The organism is Mesorhizobium sp. G2-6-1, assembly GCF_055809095.1.
Genome location: NZ_CM147896.1, coordinates 3,415,049 through 3,434,130, shown reverse-complemented (window position 1 = coordinate 3,434,130; position 19,082 = coordinate 3,415,049). Strand labels below are relative to the sequence as shown.

Annotated in this window: 13 protein-coding genes and 3 pseudogenes; 2 read left to right on the top strand and 14 right to left on the bottom strand. The window is 55.0% G+C overall.

Annotated features, from left to right (window positions below; all coding sequences use genetic code 11):
* Window positions 1-308: 308 nt before the first annotated feature.
* The 5 genes and pseudogenes from ntrX to dusB all read right to left on the bottom strand — a co-directional run bounded on the left by ntrX (window position 309) and on the right by dusB (window position 7,709).
* Window positions 309-1,668: pseudogene (gene ntrX / locus AC0L7S_RS16540) on the bottom strand (nitrogen assimilation response regulator NtrX).
* A pseudogene (locus AC0L7S_RS16535) lies at window positions 1,658-3,939 on the bottom strand (sensor histidine kinase NtrY-like). The pseudogenes ntrX and AC0L7S_RS16535 overlap by 11 nt, the downstream one beginning before the upstream one ends.
* 136 nt (window positions 3,940-4,075) lie before the next feature.
* Window positions 4,076-5,545: a nitrogen regulation protein NR(I) gene (gene ntrC, locus AC0L7S_RS16530; protein WP_473472012.1), complete on the bottom strand. Its 1,470-nt coding sequence runs from the start codon at window positions 5,543-5,545 to the stop codon at window positions 4,076-4,078.
* Window positions 5,542-6,684 (bottom strand): two-component system sensor histidine kinase NtrB, encoded by a 1,143-nt coding sequence (locus AC0L7S_RS16525; protein ID WP_473472011.1) that lies wholly within the window; start codon window positions 6,682-6,684, stop codon window positions 5,542-5,544. Before AC0L7S_RS16525 ends, ntrC begins: the two co-directional genes overlap by 4 nt.
* Complete coding sequence (dusB, locus tag AC0L7S_RS16520; protein ID WP_473472010.1) at window positions 6,681-7,709, bottom strand: tRNA dihydrouridine synthase DusB; 1,029 nt, start codon at window positions 7,707-7,709, stop codon at window positions 6,681-6,683. Before dusB ends, AC0L7S_RS16525 begins: the two co-directional genes overlap by 4 nt.
* Before the next feature lie 137 nt (window positions 7,710-7,846).
* On the opposite strand from dusB, the gene AC0L7S_RS16515 reads away from it, so the two are divergent.
* Both AC0L7S_RS16515 and AC0L7S_RS16510 read left to right on the top strand, forming a co-directional pair.
* Window positions 7,847-9,076 (top strand): bifunctional 2-C-methyl-D-erythritol 4-phosphate cytidylyltransferase/2-C-methyl-D-erythritol 2,4-cyclodiphosphate synthase, encoded by a 1,230-nt coding sequence (locus AC0L7S_RS16515; RefSeq protein ID WP_473472009.1) that lies wholly within the window; start codon window positions 7,847-7,849, stop codon window positions 9,074-9,076.
* Window positions 9,073-9,573 carry a CinA family protein gene (locus AC0L7S_RS16510; RefSeq protein WP_473472008.1) on the top strand — a complete coding sequence of 167 codons (501 nt, stop codon included), beginning with the start codon at window positions 9,073-9,075 and terminating at the stop codon, window positions 9,571-9,573. The genes AC0L7S_RS16515 and AC0L7S_RS16510 overlap by 4 nt, the downstream gene beginning before the upstream one ends.
* Here the strand turns inward: AC0L7S_RS16510 and AC0L7S_RS16505 are convergent.
* The 9 genes and pseudogenes from AC0L7S_RS16505 to eno form a co-directional block, all read right to left on the bottom strand.
* Window positions 9,570-10,028 (bottom strand): type II toxin-antitoxin system RatA family toxin, encoded by a 459-nt coding sequence (locus AC0L7S_RS16505; protein WP_473472006.1) that lies wholly within the window; start codon window positions 10,026-10,028, stop codon window positions 9,570-9,572. The two genes, AC0L7S_RS16510 and AC0L7S_RS16505, sit on opposite strands and share 4 nt — an antisense overlap.
* 12 nt (window positions 10,029-10,040) lie before the next feature.
* Window positions 10,041-11,006, bottom strand: a complete 966-nt coding sequence (gene lipA / locus AC0L7S_RS16500; protein WP_473472004.1) for a lipoyl synthase — start codon at window positions 11,004-11,006, stop codon at window positions 10,041-10,043.
* Between the two features lie 121 nt (window positions 11,007-11,127).
* Window positions 11,128-12,573 (bottom strand): dihydrolipoyl dehydrogenase, encoded by a 1,446-nt coding sequence (gene lpdA, locus AC0L7S_RS16495; RefSeq protein WP_473472003.1) that lies wholly within the window; start codon window positions 12,571-12,573, stop codon window positions 11,128-11,130.
* A 15-nt stretch (window positions 12,574-12,588) separates the two neighbouring features.
* The gene (locus tag AC0L7S_RS16490; protein WP_473472002.1) at window positions 12,589-13,227 is read right to left on the bottom strand and encodes an SGNH/GDSL hydrolase family protein; all 639 of its coding nucleotides are present in this window, start codon (window positions 13,225-13,227) and stop codon (window positions 12,589-12,591) included.
* A 7-nt stretch (window positions 13,228-13,234) separates the two neighbouring features.
* Window positions 13,235-14,569 (bottom strand): pyruvate dehydrogenase complex dihydrolipoamide acetyltransferase, encoded by a 1,335-nt coding sequence (locus tag AC0L7S_RS16485; protein ID WP_473472001.1) that lies wholly within the window; start codon window positions 14,567-14,569, stop codon window positions 13,235-13,237.
* A gap of 18 nt (window positions 14,570-14,587) precedes the next feature.
* Window positions 14,588-15,970, bottom strand: coding sequence for a pyruvate dehydrogenase complex E1 component subunit beta (locus AC0L7S_RS16480; protein WP_473472000.1), 1,383 nt, complete (start codon window positions 15,968-15,970; stop codon window positions 14,588-14,590).
* A gap of 12 nt (window positions 15,971-15,982) precedes the next feature.
* A complete protein-coding gene (gene pdhA / locus AC0L7S_RS16475) occupies window positions 15,983-17,023 on the bottom strand; it encodes a pyruvate dehydrogenase (acetyl-transferring) E1 component subunit alpha (RefSeq protein WP_473471999.1) in 1,041 nt (346 codons plus the stop codon).
* Between the two features lie 172 nt (window positions 17,024-17,195).
* The gene (locus AC0L7S_RS16470; protein WP_473471998.1) at window positions 17,196-17,519 is read right to left on the bottom strand and encodes an FtsB family cell division protein; all 324 of its coding nucleotides are present in this window, start codon (window positions 17,517-17,519) and stop codon (window positions 17,196-17,198) included.
* Window positions 17,520-17,710: 191 nt separating this feature from the next.
* Window positions 17,711-18,986 (bottom strand): annotated as a pseudogene (gene eno, locus AC0L7S_RS16465) (phosphopyruvate hydratase).
* Window positions 18,987-19,082: the final 96 nt, after the last annotated feature.

Here is a 19,082-nt window from a genome sequence, read left to right as displayed (position 1 = left end):
CGAAAGTCTACTTGTTTCGAATATCAAGTGTGCAGCCATCCATCATTTGCTGAAACTCCTGCCGCCATATGATGCGATTTCGAAAGCAGAACAGTTCAACACAAAACCACATCCGAATGGCCAATCCCATTGAAATGCAAGGCTTGAACGAGGTGGCGCAAACCGGGCTAGAAGGTGCAGTACTTAACCAGCAATTGGCGGATGCTCTCTCATATTCCCAAAGCAAACTGCGATAGAAGTCGCTGGCACCTGCATCAAGACAAATATTGCGCAAACTTGAACGGGCCTAGGCTATCCTTCGTAACAAATCAGACGCCTAGGGATTTCAATTTCCGATGGAGAGCAGACCGCTCCATGCCAATAAATTCAGCAGTACGAGAAATATTTCCGCCAAACCGATTGATCTGCGCGATCAGATAATCCTTCTCGAACTGCTCACGCGCTTCCCGCAAAGGTAACGCCATAATGTGCTGATCCGATTGGTTAGGTGTGCGTGGCATCACATCGCCAATCTCGGACGGTAACAAATCCGCGGTAATCGGTGTCTCGGCATCCCCCCCGAGCCAGAATCATCAAACGTTCGACATTGTTGCGGAGTTGGCGCACGTTACCGGGCCAATTGTGAGCCTGCAGCACAGCCATCGCATCATCACCAATACGGCGCAGTTTCATCCCCGCGTTGCGCGCAATCTGCTTCATGAAGCTGTCCACAAGGTAGGGAATGTCCTCTCGCCGTTCGGCTAGCCCCGGAACGACGACTGGCACAACTGCCAAGCGATGATAAAGGTCTTCGCGAAAACGTCCTTCCGCGATCATGGCTTCGAGGTTCTGTGACGTCGAAGATACGATCCGAACATCCACCTTCACCCGTTTCGTGCCGCCGACACGCTCAAACTGTTGTTCGACCAGCACACGCAGGATTTTGCTCTGCGTCTCACGCGGCATATCTGCGACTTCATCAATGTAGAGAATGCCTCGATGAGCTTCCTCAAGCGCCCCAACCTTGCGCTCAGTCCCGTTTGATTCAGTGCCAAACAGTTCGATTTCCATACGCTCGGGCGTGATAGCCGCCGCGCTTAGGATCACGAAAGGACCGCTCTTGCGCGCAGAAAGCGTATGGATTGCGCGCGCGGCCAGTTCCTTGCCGGAGCCCGATGGACCGACAATCATGATGCGGCTGTTCGTCGGCGCAACGCGCTCAATGGTCTGGCGCAACTGGCTCATGGCAGACGACATGCCAATCAGATCAAAGGTTTCGCCGCTGCGTTGTTTGAGGTCCGAAACCTCGCGCTTCAATTTCGATGTTTCGATCGCCCGCTCTGCAACCAAAATCAGCCGGTCCGCCTTGAACGGCTTTTCGATGAAATCATAAGCACCACGACGGATCGCCGATACGGCCGTTTCGATATTTCCGTGACCGGAAATCATGACGACAGGCAAATTGGGATGGAGCACCTTGATTTCATCCAGCAGCGCAAGCCCATCGAGACGCGAGCCCTGCAACCAGATGTCCAGGAAGATAAGCCGAGGGGCACGATCCGAAATTGCTGCGAGCGCGCTGTCCGCATCATGCGCGGTGCGGGTTTCATGCCCCTCGTCGCTCAAAATGCCAGCAACAAGCTCGCGAATATCTTCTTCGTCATCTACGATGAGAATATCAGACGCCATTGTTGACCTTTTCCGTTTCTATTTCCGGTGCTGCGCTGCGTTCTTTGCGTGACGCGGTCGCATCGACCGGCAAGACAATGCTGACCATGGCCCCTCGCCCGCCGAAAAATTCATCTGGTGCATCGTTCAACTCCAGATGACCGCCATGATCCTCAACGATCTTCTTGACAATCGCCAGACCAAGACCCGTGCCCTTCTCGCGCGTCGTCATATAGGGCTCGAGCAAGCGTTGCCTGTGCTCGCGTGGAAGTCCTTTGCCATTGTCGATGATATCGACGCGAAATGTGGCCCCTTCCCGACCGGCGCGAATTCGAATGGAATTGATCGATCCATCATCATGATCGATCCCCTCCATAGCCTCCGAAGCATTCTTGATAACATTGCCAAAGGCCTGCGCCATGAGGCGATTGTCGAAAGTACCCTTCATCGGCACATCGCCGAACTGGCGCTCGAATGAAATGTCGGGACGGCTAACTTCGACGAGGAACGATGCTTCGCGCAAGGGGTCGCGTAGATCTAGCTCCTTCATTTCGGGTTTGGGCATCCGTGCAAAAGACGAGAACTCGTCAACCATTCGCCCAATATCTCCAACCTGCCGGATAATCGTATCCGTGCATTGGTCGAAGACTTCCCGATCCTCGGTTATCACCTTGCCATATCTGCGTTTGATACGCTCCGCCGAGAGCTGGATGGGGGTCAGCGGGTTTTTTATTTCATGTGCGATGCGGCGCGCAACATCAGCCCAGGCAGAAGAGCGCTGCGCCTGAAGCAGATCGGTAATATCGTCAACGGTTACAACATATGACTTGTCGACGGTATCGCTGTCTTCTTCTTCCAGTGTAACCTGAATGTTGAATGTACGCTCCGCGCCTGATCGATAAAATGTCACCTGCTCACGATAAACCGGCTTTTCGGATTTGCGACCGATTTCGAATGCACGTCCGACAAGCGGCAGCAACAGCGTGAGGTTTTGCCCGATTGCTGCCTCTGCGGGCATCGCCAGCATGGTTTCGGCAGAGCGGTTGACGATTGTGACAATACCATCGGAATCGACACCGATCACGCCGGCCGTAACACCTTCCAGAACGGCTTCGGAAAACCGTCGGCGCTCGTCGATAAGATCTTTCGCCGATAGCAGTTCGTTGCGCTGGGTTTTCAACTCCAGCAACATATTGTTGAATGTATCTCCAAGAGACGCGACGTCGCCGTCAGACTGGCGAACTGGCACGGAGACATCAAGATTACCGGTTGCCACTTCGTCTGCTGCGCCCATCAATTGGCGAATAGGACGCACCAACCGGTCGGCAACGGCAATGCCGGTCCAGATGGACGATAAAATGATGATCAGTGTAAGCGACAGGTAAGGAAGCGCAAAAGCCAATTGCGATGTTCGGCGATTGGCTTCAAGCCTCGGTATTCGTCTGTATTGGCCTTGACGATCTGGCGCGCCTTGATGACTTCGGGATCGACGAGACGAATGGTGTAGAGGTAAAGACCCTCGATCTGCCTGAGCTTGACGATGGCACCCATGATGTTACGTGTACGCGGCTCGATCAGCACCGGCTTTCCATCCACTGCTGTTTCAACCGCCCCGGATGGCGGCTCTGGCATCGCGAAATTCGTGTCTGTTTTGGCGCTCATCACAAACGAGCCATCTGGCTTGACTAGCGCGGCATGTGCCAGACCTCTACCAACTGCTTCCTTGCTCATGAGCGAAAGAAAGCCCGTGCGGTCGAGACCATACAAGGTCCGCGCATTGTCCAGATCGTAGGCCATCGACAGGGTCGTACCCTGAAGATTACGGGCGTTCTCCTGAACATAGGCATCGGCAATCGACAGCGAAGAATTGATAATCGTCTTGGTTCGTATTTCAAACCAGCGATCGAGGCCGATGTTGAGCGTTACCGATGCCACGATCGCCACCATGATGGCCGGTATGGCGGCAACAAGAACGAACATCGCAACGATACGCACATGCAGACGCGACGCAGCTTTACCAACCCGACGCGCCATCACGATCCGATGTATCTCGCGCCCAATCAGTGTCGTCAAAAACACAAGAAAGATTGCGTTCAGCCCGATCAGCGCAAGCGTCGTCGTCGCATCGGGAGCAATCGGCGTAACGCCAACGAGAATGGCAAAGGAAATCCCGGCCGTCAGCAGCGCGCCGACAATCGCGATCACACCAGGCAGCGCAAGCAAACGCCGTGTGTTATGCGAGCCGCTCTTTGGGAAACGGACCCCGCTCGTTTTGGGAAATTGTGTCGCCATACCACCGTTGAAACCAAGACTAGCGTCACTTGTATGCAACGCATTGTGGCGATTATGCAACAAATCACGAAATCGACAACGATTTTCCGGGGATAAAAAGAAGCGGGCTGCAAACCCTACTCGACCCAATCCGGTTCTATCTGGCCGATTTGTATGTATCGACGCCAAGTTCGCGAATTTTCTTGCGCAACGTATTCCTGTTAAGGCCCAGCAGTTCGGCGGCCTTGATCTGATTGCCGCGCGTTGCCGTCATCGAAGCCAGGACCAGCGGATATTCAACCTCCGCCAAAACCCGTTGATAAAGGCCAGGCGGCGGTAAATCATCACCGAATGACGAGAAATGCCGTTGCAGATAGTACTCCATAGCCTGACCGATGGAAACATTATCCAGACTGGCACCGCTGCTTTCGCCATTGATCGTCATATCACCGACTTTCAACTCCGCCTCAATGATTTCGACGGAAATCTCGTCTTGCGGATAAAGAGCGGCCAACCGGCGCACAAGATTTTCCAATTCTCGCACATTGCCCGGCCATTGATATCGCTTCATCAAGGCAAGACCACTTGCCGAAATCTGCTTGACCTGCAAACCGTCATTGACACCGAGTTTGAAGAAATGCCGTACCAGATCGGGCAAATCTTCGTATCTTTCGCGCAACGCCGGCAGGCGCAGCGGCACGACATTCAGTCGATAAAACAGATCTTCCCGAAACAGTCCCTTGTTGATCAGCGTGCGCAAGTCCTTGTTGGTTGCCGCAACAATGCGAACATCGGTCTTGATCGGCGTGCGTCCGCCAACCGTCATATATTCACCTTGTTGCAGGACGCGCAGCAGGCGTGTTTGTGCTTCCATCGGCATATCACCGATTTCATCCAGGAAAAGAGTTCCTCCTTCGGCTTGTTCGAAACGCCCGGACGAACGGCTTTGCGCGCCGGTGAATGAACCTTTCTCATGGCCGAACAGTTCCGATTCGATCAGATCGCGCGGGATCGCCGCCATGTTGATCGCAACGAATGGCCCGGTGCGGCGGCGGCCATACTCATGCAAGGCACGCGCCACGAGTTCCTTGCCTGTTCCGGATTCTCCGCCAATCATGACCGTCAGATCGGTCTGCATCATGCGTGCCAGCACACGGTAAATGTCCTGCATGGCAGCCGAGCGGCCAACCAACGGCATCGTTTCGGACTGATCTTCGGCACGGACATCGATTTTTGGGCGTCGTGGCTCGCTAAGCGCCCGGTTCACGATGGCTATCAGCTCGGTCAGATCGAAGGGTTTCGGCAAATATTCATAGGCACCCGCCTCCGATGCCCGAATGGCCGTCATGAATGTGTTTTGCGCACTCATCACGACAACAGGTAAATCAGGTCGTGTCCTCTTGATCCTGGGGAGCATGTCAAAAGCGTTTTCGTCCGGCATCACCACATCGGTGATAACCAGATCGCCCTCACCCGCCGCCACCCATCGCCACAGGGTCGCAGCATTTGACGTGACGCGAACCTCATGGCCAACGCGTGACAAGGCCTGGTTCAAAACTGTGCGGATTGCTGCATCATCATCGGCGACGAGTATCCTGCCTTGAGGCGCACTCTCCTGATTGATCATCGCACGCTCCCTTCATCGTCCAGGTCATGATCGAACGGCACCTCTTTCCATGCGGGCATCAGCACGCGAAATGTCGTCCCACGCGGCGTTGAATCGCATTCGATAATGCCCCCATGCTCACCAACGATCTTGGCTACCAACGCCAGACCAAGCCCGGACCCATTCGGCTTGGTGGTGATAAAGGGATCGAACAGGATCGGCAAAATATCGTCTGGAACGCCGGACCCATTATCGTGAACACAGAATTCCAGCGGCAGCGACACCCGCTCCTGACTGCCAGGAACGGACACACGTATGCCGGGCTTGAATGCCGTTGAGAGTGTAATTTCGCCCAGTGGATCGCCGCCGACAGCTTCTGCGGCATTCTTGATGAGATTGAGGAACACCTGGATCAGTTGATCGCGGTTTGCATACACTGGAGGTAACGATGGATCATAATCTTCAAAAATATTGATTCTGCTGGCAAATCCGTTTTTTGCGATCGCCTTTATATGATCAAGAACAACGTGGATATTTACAGGATACCGGTCGATGGGCCGTTCATCGGAAAACACCTCCATGCGATCAACCAGCGAGACGATGCGGTCGGTTTCATCCGTGATGAGCCGCGTAAGTGCACGATCTTCATCATTCGCAGATTGTTCGAGCAATTGCGCAGCACCCCTAATTCCTGACAACGGGTTCTTGATCTCATGTGCCAGCATCGCAGCAAGACCCGTGACGGAGCGCGCCGCTCCGCGATGAGTCATCTGGCGATCGATCTTGTCGGCCATCGAGCGTTCCTGAAACATCACAACGACTGATCCTGCAAATTCAGGTACAGGCGCGACATAGAGATCGACGACTTTCTCAACGCCGAGGCGCGGCGACGAAATATCAACGCGGTATTCATTCACCGGTGCTTTGCGCTCTCGCACCTGTTCGACAAGAGCCAATAGCGGGCTGCCAAAAGGAACCAGTTGCGTCAGGTTATTTCGTGCCAGCATGGCCGCACTCGATCGGAAGAAGTCTTCCGCGTCGGCATTGGCGAAGATGATGAATCCATTCGCATCGACCATGATCACCGGGCGACGGATCGTATTGAGAACAACCTGCGCGGCGTCCGCTGTAGTGATAGATGGGCTTTGTGCCGTTCTCATGCGGCATCACGCTCATCTGCATCGCAAACACCCGAGGTGAACATCTCGCGCACCAAGCTGACGACTTGCCGATAATCGGTTGATGTCAGGAGCGCCTTGCGTTGTTGATCGGCAATAGTGCGGATATGCCGGTCAATATACCAACCAAGATGTTTGCGGGCCTGACGTAATCCACTTTCGATACCGTATAGCGCCAGCATGTCCTCGTAATGGGCAACGATATAGTCAGCCAGCGCAACGCTGCCAATCGGCTGTCCCGGTGCCTGCGCACCCGAATATGAGGCTATGATCGCCCCAGCCCGCCAGGGTGTGCCATAGTGAGCGCGGCCTATCATCACCGCATCTGCGCCTGATTGCGCCAGGATAGTTGCAGCATCTTCGGGTGTATCGACGTCGCCATTGGCTACAACTGGAATAGACACCGCATCCTTGATGCGCGAAATGGCGCGCCAATCAGCTTTGCCTTTGTAGAACTGGCAGCGGGTACGCCCATGCACCGTCACCATTTTTACACCAGCCTGTTCGGCGCGACTGGCAAGCATGGGGGCATTGAGCGCATTTTCATCCCAACCCAATCGCATCTTGACAGTAACCGGAACGTCAACCGCACCAATCACCGCATCAACCAGCGTCAAAGCATGATCAAGATTTTGCATCAAAGCCGAACCGGCATAGCCGCCCGTCACCTTTTTTGCCGGGCACCCCATATTGATATCGACAATATCGGCGCCCTCACCCACCGCAATCCGGGCGCCTTCCGCCATATGAGACGCCTCACGACCGGCAAGCTGCACCATATGGACGGGCAGGCCGGAATGACGAATACGTCGACCGCAATCGACCCGGCCTTTTGCCAGTTCGCCACTGGCAACCATTTCCGAAACCACAAGCCCCGCACCGTGCGCGTAGGCACGTTTGCGAAACGGAGCATCGGTGATACCAGACATCGGAGCGAGAAAGGCGCGATTGCGAATTTCAACGTCGCCAATCATCAACGGGCAAGCCAGATTGGCCGATACGAACATGCACAAAAACCACGCATCTTTTTCAACTGCCCAATATCTAGCCATATTGTGGGAAAAGTGCAATGAACAATGACACGACACATGGGGATTTTCTAAAAATGCTGGCCTTCAACGCGGCCTCCCACTAAGCGTCGGCGATGGCAAAGACGAGCGGAAATTCGGTGGCAGATACTGCGGGAAAGATCGCAGCGGTCATCGTTGCGGCGGGCCGGGGCGAGCGTGCCGGACAAGCCGACGGTCCAAAGCAGTACCGCGCTATCGGCGGACGCACTGTCATAGGCAGAACACTGGACACTTTTCTGGAACACCCGCAAATCGGGGTTGTCGTTGTCGCGATTCACCCCGACGACAGCGACCTGTTTCAACAAGCCACCGGCTCGCACGCGGGCCGTGTTATCGTCGTCATCGGTGGACCCACCCGGCAGGAATCGGTGCGGCTCGGCCTTCTTGCCTTGAAATCGCACGGCCCCGCAAAAGTGTTGATCCACGACGCGGTGCGTCCATTTGCGGACTTCGAATTGATCGAACGCACCATCAATCTGGTAAGCGACGATCAAGGAGCACTTCCCGCATTGCCAGTAGCCGACACGTTAAAGCGCGAGGCAATGGGTGGCTTTGTGGGTGAAACGGTCTCCCGTGCGGGTCTTTACGCGGCACAAACGCCTCAGGGCTTCCCTTATCAGCCCATACTTGAGGCGCACGAGAAAGCATACAAACTCCACAGACTGGATTTCACCGACGACTCGGCGATTGCCGAATGGGCACGTATTCCCGTGACGCTTGCCCCCGGATCACCCGACAATGTCAAACTGACATGGGCAAGAGACATATCGATGGCAGACCAACGGCTTCAACAAAATTCGAGTGCCTACCCGGACGTTCGTACCGGCAATGGATATGACGTTCATTGCTTTGAAGCGGGAGACCATGTCATGCTCTGTGGTGTCGCAATTGCCCACGACAAGAAGCTTTCGGGCCATTCGGATGCCGATGTCGGCCTTCATGCCCTGACCGACGCCTTGCTTGCCACATGCGGTGCCGGTGACATTGGCACGCATTTTCCGCCCTCGGACGCCAAATGGAAAGGTGCAGCCTCCCACATCTTCGTTGAGCATGCAGTCAAACTGGTTCGCGACCGTGGCGGGCGCATCGCCAATGCAGACATCACCCTGATTTGCGAAGCCCCGAAAATCGGCCCGCATCGCGAAGCCATGACATCCACTCTGGCTTCAATGCTTGGCATATCGGGTGAACGTATTTCGGTAAAGGCAACCACCAATGAGAGGCTAGGCTTCATTGGGCGCGAAGAAGGTATTGCCGCGATTGCCACCGCAAGCGTGGTCTTTCCCGGCGAGGTGCCGGAATGAACGACCTGAACGAATTGGCTGATCGCTTCTTGAAGGCCTGCACCCGCAGAAAAATCCGCGCGGCAACAGCAGAAAGCTGTACCGGCGGCATGATCATTGCAGCATTGACTGATATTGCCGGATCGTCATCGGTCGTCGATCGTGGTTTCATCACCTATTCCAACGAAGCCAAGATGGAAATGCTTGGTGTATCCGGCGCAACTCTTGACGCTCATGGTGCCGTGTCATCTGAAACCGCACAGGAGATGGCAGCCGGTGCCTTGGCGCGCTCACATGCTGCCATTGCCTTGGCTGTGACAGGAATTGCCGGACCGGGCGGTGCTAGCTTGAACAAGCCCGTCGGGCTGGTCTGGTTTGGCTTGGCGGTAGCGGGTCAGCCTGTCACGACGGAGCAACGCATTTTTGAAGGCCGTGGCCGCGATTTCATCAGGAGCGAGGCGGTCAAACATGCCCTGACGATTGGGCTAAGAGCGCTCAACTCAACGGCATATAATTAAGCACCATCCGTCGAATTATAGATCGCGTCCGCCCGTTTTTCGAAAGCTTCCGCAAACATGCGAAACGCCCTGTCAAACATCGATCCCATCACCACGCCAAGCAAACGGTTCTTGAATTCATAATCGATAAAAAACCGCACGAAACAGCCATCGCTCGCCGCTTCAAAACGCCAGACATTACTGAGATATTTGAATGGCCCATCAATATATTTGACATCGATGACCTTCTCATCCGGTTTCAACAGAACCTGAGTGGTGAAGGTTTCCCGGATCGCCTTGTAGCCGATACTCATGCTCGCAACCAGCAGGGTGCGTCCATCCCGCTCGCGGCACGATTGAATTGTAAGCGCTTCGCATAGCGGCAAAAATTCCGGATAACGCTCGACATCCGCCACCAGGGCAAACATCTCATCCGGGCTATGAGACACACGGCGTGTAGCTTCAAACTTTGGCATAAAATCAGCTAATTACACTGATTTCTTGAGAGACGCTTCGCGCGCCAAACGCAACTTGGCAAAGTCATCTCCTGCATGATGTGACGAACGTGTCAAAGGACTGGAAGCTACCAGTAAAAAGCCTTTGGTTTTCCCGACAGTCTCAAACGATTTGAATTCATCGGGCGTAACAAAGCGGATCACGCGATGATGCTTCTTGGTTGGCTGCAAATATTGCCCGATCGTCATGAAATCGACATTGGCGGAACGCAGATCGTCCATCAATTGCAGGATTTCGTGACGCTCTTCACCCAGCCCCACCATGATGCCGGATTTGGTGAAAATCGACGGATCGAGTTCCTTCACGCGCTGCAATAGCCGGATAGAATGGAAATAGCGGGCACCGGGGCGCACCGTCAGATAGTTTGACGGCACGGTTTCGAGATTGTGATTGAAGACGTCCGGCTTGGCCGCCACGACAATCTCCAACGCGCCATCCTTGCGCAGAAAATCAGGCGTCAGAATTTCGATTGTCGTTGCGGGAGTCACGGCGCGAATGGCATGGATGACATCAGCAATATGCTGCGCACCACCGTCGGCAAGATCATCTCGGTCAACCGACGTGATGACAACATGCGCCAATCCCATCTGCTTGACCGCATGGGCAACGCGCTCTGGTTCATTTGGGTCGAGTGCTGTCGGAATACCGGTGGAGACGTTGCAAAATGCACAGGCGCGCGTGCAAATCTCGCCCATGACCATGAAAGTAGCGTGCTTCTTTTCCCAACATTCGCCAATGTTGGGACAACCTGCTTCCTCACACACGGTCACAAGATTGTTCGACTTCACAATCTCACGGGTTTCTGCATAGCCTTTCGAGACGGGCGCTTTGACGCGGATCCAGTCAGGTTTGCGCAAGACGTCCTGATCGGGCTTGTGCGCCTTTTCAGGATGCCTGACACGTGGCTGATTAGCGATGTTGTCGAGAACAGTTACCATTTATCGTCCGATATTGTTCCTTGAAGCCTTATGGCTGTGACGTAGCAAGGGTTATCTAATCCTTTTCAAATCAAAGAAAAGGTCGCGACTGCATTCCATCAATGGCATCTCCTGCCCGCCATCAAGCGTTGAGCGCCCTGCCATAGGCATCGAGAACGCTTTCCTTCATCATTTCCGAGAGCGTCGGATGCGGGAATACGCTATGCATCAACTCTTCTTCGGTTGTCTCCAGATTCATGGCGATGACGAAACCCTGAATCAGTTCGGTCACCTCCGCGCCGACCATATGCGCACCGAGAAGCTGGCCGGTTTTCTTATCAAAAATCGTCTTGATGAAACCCTGATCTTCACCAAGCGCGATAGCCTTGCCATTGGCGGCGAACTGGAAGCGGCCAACGCGGATATCCTTGCCCTCCGCCTTGGCCTTCGCTTCAGTCAGGCCAACCGACGCAACTTGCGGATTGCAGTAGGTGCAACCGGGTATTTTCGATTTGTCGAGGCCGTGAACGCCCGCAACATCGGCAATCTTTTCAATGCAGATCACGCCCTCATGTTCGGCCTTGTGGGCAAGCATGGGTGGTCCGGCAACATCGCCAATAGCATAAATCCCCGCCACATTGGTCCGGCCATAACCATCAACCACCACGCAACTGCGATCCGTCTTGACGCCCAGGGTTTCAAGACCGAGATTTTCAATATTACCTTGCACACCAACCGCCGAAATCATGCGATCCGCAGTGATCTTTTCTGTCTTGCCGTCTTTCATCTCAACATGAGCGGTAACGGAATTGGCATTCTTTTCGACCTTCGTCACCTTGGCTTCAAGAATGATCTTCATGCCCTGCTTCTCGAATTGCTTCTGGGCAAATTTCGAGACTTCCGCGTCCTCGACAGGCATCACCGCTGGCATCAACTCTACCACGGTCACCTCAACACCCATTGTCCGGTAAAATGACGCAAACTCGATACCGATTGCGCCTGAACCCATGACCAGAAGCGATTTCGGCATTTCTTTCGGCACCATGGCTTCGAAATAGGTCCAGATCAGCTTGCCATCCGGTTCGATTCCGGGAAGCGCACGTGGCCTAGCACCAGTGGCTAAGATGATGTGCTTGGCATTGTAGGTACCCTCACCTTTCGTGCCCTTCGGTGCCGGCGGCTGAGGTTCCATCGGCTTCTTCGCCGTCTTGGCAACAACAACCTCACCGGGCTTCGTGACTTTCGCCTCACCCCAGATGACGTCGACCTTGTTCTTCTTCATCAAAAAGCCGACGCCGCCATTCAATCGCAGCGAAACGCCGCGCGAGCGATCGACCACCGCCTTGATATCCGCCGTAACGGAACCATCAATCTTGAGTCCATAATTGCCGGGATGGTCGGCATAATGCTTGATTTCGGCAGAACGAAGCAGCGCCTTGGTCGGAATGCATCCCCAATTGAGGCAAATGCCTCCCAGATGCTCGCGCTCGACGATTGCCGTTTTCAGGCCAAGTTGCGCCGCGCGTACCGCAGTAACATAGCCGCCGGGGCCGGAACCAATGATGATAACGTCATAATTCTCAGCCACGGATATCTCCTTGGATCAAAGTGTCAGCATAAGACGCACGGCTGGAGCCAGCGCCTGACCTATATTACGTGTATTTTCAGCGTCGAGATGCACACCATCGAGCGAAGACGTCACAGCCGCGCCATCCGCATCGAAAAATCCGCATCCCGCCTCATCCGCCAGTGCCTCATAAAGCGGAGCAAGCCGCTGAAATACAGCATCGCCACCGGCAAACATTTCCTTGAATTCCACATTGTCGGTGCAACTTGCACGCGGCGGGGCAACGATAAGCACCTGCGCCGCAGCCCCATCGAACGGATAATCATGGCCCCGTACAATATCGATCAAGCGTTGAATGCCCTGTTTTGCCGCGACCGGGTTTCCATGCACCCATGGTTTCATGTCATTGGTGCCCAGCATCAAGATGACCAGATCAATGGGTGCGTGCGTCGTTAGAATCGTAGGCAGGATGCGCGCGCCATTGCGATCGGCACCCGCCAGATGATCGTCAAATGCCGTTGTCCGGCCATTCAGACCTTCGTCAATGACATTGACATCTTGCCCCAACAGGCTTTGCAACACACTTGGCCAACGATCTTCATGCAGGTGCCGCGACGGTCCTTCGGGATTGTATCCCCAAGTCAGCGAGTCACCATAGCAAAGCACCGTTTTCATCGCGGGTTTACACCAGCATTGCCATGGGGTTTTCGATCAGCCGCTTGAAGGCGCCGATGAGTTCGGCTCCAAGTGCCCCGTCAACGGCCCGATGATCCGTCGAAAGCGTCACCGACATCACCGTAGCGATTTTGATCTCGCCGTCCTTGACCACCGCGCGCGGCTCACCTGCCCCGACCGCAAGGATCGTCGCATGCGGCGGATTGATCACCGCGGCAAAGTCCTTGATGCCGAACATGCCAAGATTGGAAACTGCCGTCGTGCCGCCCTGATATTCTTCCGGCTTCAACTTGCGGCTTTTCGCCCGGCTGGCCATATCCTTCATCTCGTTGGAAATCGTAGACAGTGACTTTTCCTCCGCCCTGCGCACGATCGGCGTAATCAGCCCGCCGGGGATCGACACCGCAACCCCGACATCGGCGTGCTTGTGCTTGACCATGGCGCTTTCGGTCCATGACGCATTGGCGTCCGGCACCGCAACAAGCGCCAGCGCCATGGCCTTGATGATCATGTCATTGACCGAGAGCTTGTAGGCTGGCGTCTCGCCCTTTTCGGTCTTCTTCATCGGTGCCGCATCATTCAACTGCTTGCGCAAGGCCAACAGCGCATCCAGTTCGCAATCGAGCGTCAGGTAGAAGTGCGGGATCGTCGATTTTGCCTCGACCAGACGCTTGGCGATGGTCTTGCGCATATTGTCATGCGCAACCAGTTCGTAAGACCCCTCATCGAACAGGCGCAGCACCGCTTCATCCGACATCGCTTTGGGTGCCGCTGGCGCAGACGCTGTAGCTGAAGTTGTCCCCTTCGCACCACCGGCAACCGCTGCCTCCACATCGGCCTTCACAACACGCCCATGCGGGCCAGTGCCGGATATGGCAGATACATCGACACCGGCATCCTTGGCGATCCGGCGCGCCAAGGGCGAGGCAAATACCCGTTCACCGCTCGACGGTGCAGCATGTCCATTGGAAGCCGCCTGCTTAGGCGGAGCTTTCGCGCTTTCCGTTTTTACTGGTTCGTCTTTCGCAGCCTCAGCCTTGGGCGCTTCCGCCTTCGCAAAAGTTTCCCCACCGCCCTTCGCAGCAGCAGCAACATCCTCGCCTTCCTCGGCCAGAACCGCGATCAGCGCATTGACCTTAACGCCTTCGGTGCCGCCCGGCACAACAATCCTGGCCACAGTGCCTTCATCGACAGCTTCGACTTCCATCGTCGCCTTGTCGGTTTCAATTTCGGCGATGACATCGCCGGGCGAAACCTTGTCGCCCTCCTTGACCAGCCACTTGGCGAGATTGCCCTCTTCCATGGTGGGTGAAAGGGCCGGCATGGTAATATTTACTGGCATCTTGTCCTCCCGCCCGACCTAACGATAAGTGACGGCTTTCACCGCCTCGACCACTTCGCCAACATTGGGCAAAGCCAGCTTTTCGAGATTGGCGGCATAGGGCATTGGTACGTCCTTGCCAGCAATGGTAATGACTGGTGCATCAAGAAAATCAAAGGCGCGCTGCGAGACCTGATTGGCAATATGATCGCCAACCGAGGATTGCGGGAAACCTTCCTCCACGACCACCAGCCGGTTTGTTTTCTTGACCGAAGCAATGATGGTGTCGAGGTCAAGCGGGCGGATGGTTCGAAGATCGATGATCTCCGCGTCAATGCCCATCTTGGCAAGCTCTACCTCAGCCTTGAGCGCATAGGTCATGCCGATACCGAACGAGACGATCGTCACATCCTTGCCAGTCTTGTGAACCCGCGCCTTGCCGATCGGCAACACAAAATCATCAAGTTTGGGGACGTCGAACGATTGGCCGTAGAGAATCTCGTTTTCGAGGAAAATAACCGGGTTCGGATCACGAATGGCCGCCTTCAGCAGCCCCTTCGCGTCGGCCGCCGTATAAGGCATCACCACCTTGAGGCCGGGAATATGGCTGTACCAGGCAGCATAGCATTGCGAATGCTGGGCGGCCACGCGCGCCGCCGCGCCATTCGGCCCGCGAAACACGATAGGAGCGCCCATCTGGCCTCCAGACATATAAAGCGTCTTCGCCGCCGAATTGACGATCTGGTCAATCGCCTGCATGGCGAAGTTGAACGTCATGAACTCGACGATTGGCTTCAGACCGCTCATCGCAGCCCCCACGCCCACGCCGGCAAACCCGTGTTCGGTGATCGGCGTATCGACAACGCGGTTCTCTCCAAACTCTTGAAGCAGGCCTTGCGTAATTTTGTAAGCGCCCTGATATTCGGCGACTTCCTCGCCCATGACGAAAACGTCGGCATCGCGGCGCATTTCCTCAGCCATGGCATCGCGCAAGGCTTCACGAACGGTCGTTGAAACCATTTCCGTGCCAGAGGGAATATCGGGGTCCGCCGCAACCTCAACCTTGGGGGCGGCGGCAACGGGTTCAGCCACCTGCTTTTCGGTCGATGGTTCTGAGGCGGCGTCTTGCGAATTTGCCTTGGCAGGCTGTACTGCCTTGCCAATATCGTCTGCGTTCTCGCCTTCCTCCAGGAGAATCGCGATAGGCGTGTTCACCTTGACGCCTTCCGTTCCGGCAGCAATCAGCAATTTTCCGAGGGTGCCCTCATCAACAGCCTCAACTTCCATCGTCGCCTTGTCGGTTTCGATTTCCGCGATGACGTCACCGGCAACCACTTTATCGCCTTCGTTCTTCAACCATTTGGCCAGATTGCCCTCTTCCATCGTCGGTGAGAGCGCAGGCATGAGAATTTCGATCGGCATGTGCCCTCTCCCTTAATGTACGATGTCGGTCCAGAGCTCGGCTGCATCCGGCTCCGCGTCGTTTTGAGCAAATTCGGCAGCATCCGCGACAACATCGCGAACCTCTTTGTCGATTGCCTTGAGTTCGTCTTCCGCCGCCCATTTTTTCGAGATCAACCGGGCCTTCACCTGCTCGATTGGATCATGCTCGGCGCGCATTTTCTGCACTTCCTCTTTCGAGCGGTATTTGGCCGGGTCAGACATCGAGTGACCGCGATAGCGATAGGTCTGCATTTCAAGGATGATCGGTCCCTTGCCGTCACGGCACCATTCAGTGGCCATATCAGCCGCGGATTTAACGGCCCGTACATCCATGCCGTCAATTTTCACGCCGGGAATTTTGAACGAGGAACCGCGATGCGAAAAATCTGTCTCGGCAGACGAACGCGTCACCGATGTTCCCATTGCGTAGCGATTGTTTTCAATGATGTAGATAACCGGAAGCTTCCACAGCGACGCCATGTTGAAGCTTTCATAGACCTGTCCTTGATTGGACGCCCCATCTCCGAAATAGGTCAGCGAGACGTTCTTGTTGCCCCGGTACCGGTTGGCGAACGCAAGACCAGTCCCCAGAGAGACCTGCGCGCCGACGATGCCATGCCCACCGTAAAACTGTTTCTCCTTGGAGAACATGTGCATGGAGCCGCCCTTGCCTTTGGAATAGCCGCCCTGGCGTCCGGTAAGTTCAGCCATGACCCCGCGCGGCGACATTTCCATTGCCAGCATGTGGCCGTGATCGCGATATGCGGTAATCATCTGGTCGCCTTCGATCAAGGCCATCTTCATGCCTGTGACAACTGCTTCCTGACCGATATAAAGATGACAGAACCCACCGATGAAGCCCATGCCGTAAAGCTGCCCGGCCTTTTCCTCGAAACGTCGGATCAACAGCATATGCCTGTATGCTGCGATCTCATCGTCTTTTGAAAAATCGGCGGGCTTGGGAGCGGAAGGGTTTCGAGATTTGGAATCGGCTTTGGATTTAGCTGTCGCTTTTCTGGCGGCGGTGGCCATGCATCAACTCCCTGTCGGCGTCTCTTTACGGACATTGCGGGAGATCCAGCCTCCCAACTGAGGGGAAAAGCTAGCATGGGAAGGACCATTACGCTATGTGAAAAAATGCATGGCTGTCATGCATGTAAGTGGCTATTTTTATTGCTAATTAGTACAATTAACTTGAATTAGATTAATTCACGTTTTGCGGAAGCATGACGATAACTTCGTCGGGATGCGACAGGTTCAATGCCTTGCGAGCCTGCTCGTCGAGCATGTCCTTTTCCATGGTTCCATCATGGAGAAGCCGGACACGCCGCTCCAGTTCGACCCGCTGCGCATTTATGGAAGCAAGCCGCGCTTCGAGATCAGTCGCCTGTGCTTGCAGCTGATACTTCGAATTCATTCCAAATTCGCCATGATAGGCATGAAATCCGAAATAGCTGACAAAGACCGCGCAAAGCACCGGAATGATCAACCGTCCCGTATTTCGTTGCTTGTGCTGGCGCGTCCACATGAACCGAATTTCCTTTCGGGCCATTGTCGCCTGATTGTGCTTAATGGACGGTTACAACGGAAACATTCCAACGCAAGTCGCAGCAAAAAAGGACGGGAAATAACCCGCCCTTTCACTAGGGTTTGTTGAGTATCAGCGCCAACGCAGCCTCGTGCGCCGATACTCAACAGGACCTAAAGCAAAATGGGCACTTACGCTTTCAGGATCGAAGTTCCGGCGTAGCGCGCCTGCTTGCCGAGTTCTTCTTCAATGCGGATAAGCTGATTGTATTTGGCCGTACGGTCGGAGCGGGCGAGCGAACCCGTCTTGATCTGCCCGCAATTTGTCGCAACCGCGAGATCGGCAATCGTCGAGATCTTCCGTTTCACCGGAGCGATGCGACATCACCGCTGTATATCCAGCCTTATGCGCAGTCTCGACCGCGTCAAGCGTTTCCGAAAGCGAGCCGATCTGATTGACCTTCACCAGGATGGAATTGGCAACACCCATGCGGATGCCATCGCGCAACCGGGCGGAGTTGGTCACGAACAGGTCGTCGCCGACCAGCTGAACCTTATTGCCGACCAGATCGGTGAGGTGTTTCCAGCCCTCCCAATCATCTTCCGCCATGCCGTCCTCGATCGAAATGATCGGATAATCGCCAGCGAGTTTTGCCAGATATTTGGCCTGCGCCTTGGGGTCGCGGGTTTTCTTTTCACCCTCATAGACGTAGTTGCCGTCTTTGAAGAATTCGGTTGCCGCGCAATCAAGGCCGATGGCGATCTCCGAACCAGCTTTGAACCCGGCTTTCTCGATCGACTGCACGACAAAATCGAGCGCGGCTTGCGCGCTCTTCAGATTTGGCGCAAAGCCACCCTCGTCACCGACATTGGTATTGTGGCCGGCATCTTTCAAACGCTTCTTCAACGTATGAAAAACTTCCGAACCCCAGCGCACGGCTTCACGCAACGTCGGTGCACCGACTGGAATGACCATGAATTCTTGAAAGTCGATGGGATTGTCGGCGTGAGCGCCACCATTGATGATGTTCATCATTGGCACAGGAAGAATATGTGAATGTGCACCGCCCACATATCGGTAGAGCGGCAGTCCCGCCGCTTCCGAAGCAGCCTTTGCCACCGCCAGTGACACACCGAGAATCGCATTGGCACCGAGCCGGCTCTTGTTCGGTGTGCCGTCCAGTTCAATCATGGTCTGGTCGATATGAATCTGATTTTCGGCATCGATGCCGCCAATCGCATCAAATAACTCGCCGTTCACCGCCTCGACGGCACGTTCCACGCCCTTGCCGAGATAGCGTGAGCCGCCATCGCGCAATTCAACAGCCTCGTGCGCTCCGGTGGAAGCACCTGATGGAACCGCAGCCCGCCCCATCGAGCCGTCTTCCAGGACGACATCGACCTCAACGGTCGGGTTGCCTCGGCTATCCAGGATTTCGCGGCCCACGATATCTACGATGGCGGTCATGTGAAATCCCTTTCAGATCATTGAAATGTCGTGCCACGTCTTAGCCAAAGTGCGGAAAAACGCAATCCGTTCCTACTTCAAATGTAACCACAAGCC

Excerpts from the sequence above, each read along its gene's own strand:
- ntrC (WP_473472012.1), bottom strand. The coding sequence starts at position 5,545 with ATGATCAATCAGGAGAGTGCGCCTCAAGGCAGGATACTCGTCGCCGAT.
- AC0L7S_RS16525 (WP_473472011.1), bottom strand. The coding sequence starts at position 6,684 with ATGAGAACGGCACAAAGCCCATCTATCACTACAGCGGACGCCGCGCAG.
- dusB (WP_473472010.1), bottom strand. The coding sequence starts at position 7,709 with ATGTTCGTATCGGCCAATCTGGCTTGCCCGTTGATGATTGGCGACGTT.
- AC0L7S_RS16515 (WP_473472009.1), top strand. The coding sequence starts at position 7,847 with ATGGCAAAGACGAGCGGAAATTCGGTGGCAGATACTGCGGGAAAGATC.
- AC0L7S_RS16510 (WP_473472008.1), top strand. The coding sequence starts at position 9,073 with ATGAACGACCTGAACGAATTGGCTGATCGCTTCTTGAAGGCCTGCACC.
- AC0L7S_RS16505 (WP_473472006.1), bottom strand. The coding sequence starts at position 10,028 with ATGCCAAAGTTTGAAGCTACACGCCGTGTGTCTCATAGCCCGGATGAG.
- lipA (WP_473472004.1), bottom strand. The coding sequence starts at position 11,006 with ATGGTAACTGTTCTCGACAACATCGCTAATCAGCCACGTGTCAGGCAT.
- AC0L7S_RS16490 (WP_473472002.1), bottom strand. The coding sequence starts at position 13,227 with ATGAAAACGGTGCTTTGCTATGGTGACTCGCTGACTTGGGGATACAAT.
- AC0L7S_RS16485 (WP_473472001.1), bottom strand. The coding sequence starts at position 14,569 with ATGCCAGTAAATATTACCATGCCGGCCCTTTCACCCACCATGGAAGAG.
- AC0L7S_RS16480 (WP_473472000.1), bottom strand. The coding sequence starts at position 15,970 with ATGCCGATCGAAATTCTCATGCCTGCGCTCTCACCGACGATGGAAGAG.
- pdhA (WP_473471999.1), bottom strand. The coding sequence starts at position 17,023 with ATGGCCACCGCCGCCAGAAAAGCGACAGCTAAATCCAAAGCCGATTCC.
- AC0L7S_RS16470 (WP_473471998.1), bottom strand. The coding sequence starts at position 17,519 with ATGTGGACGCGCCAGCACAAGCAACGAAATACGGGACGGTTGATCATT.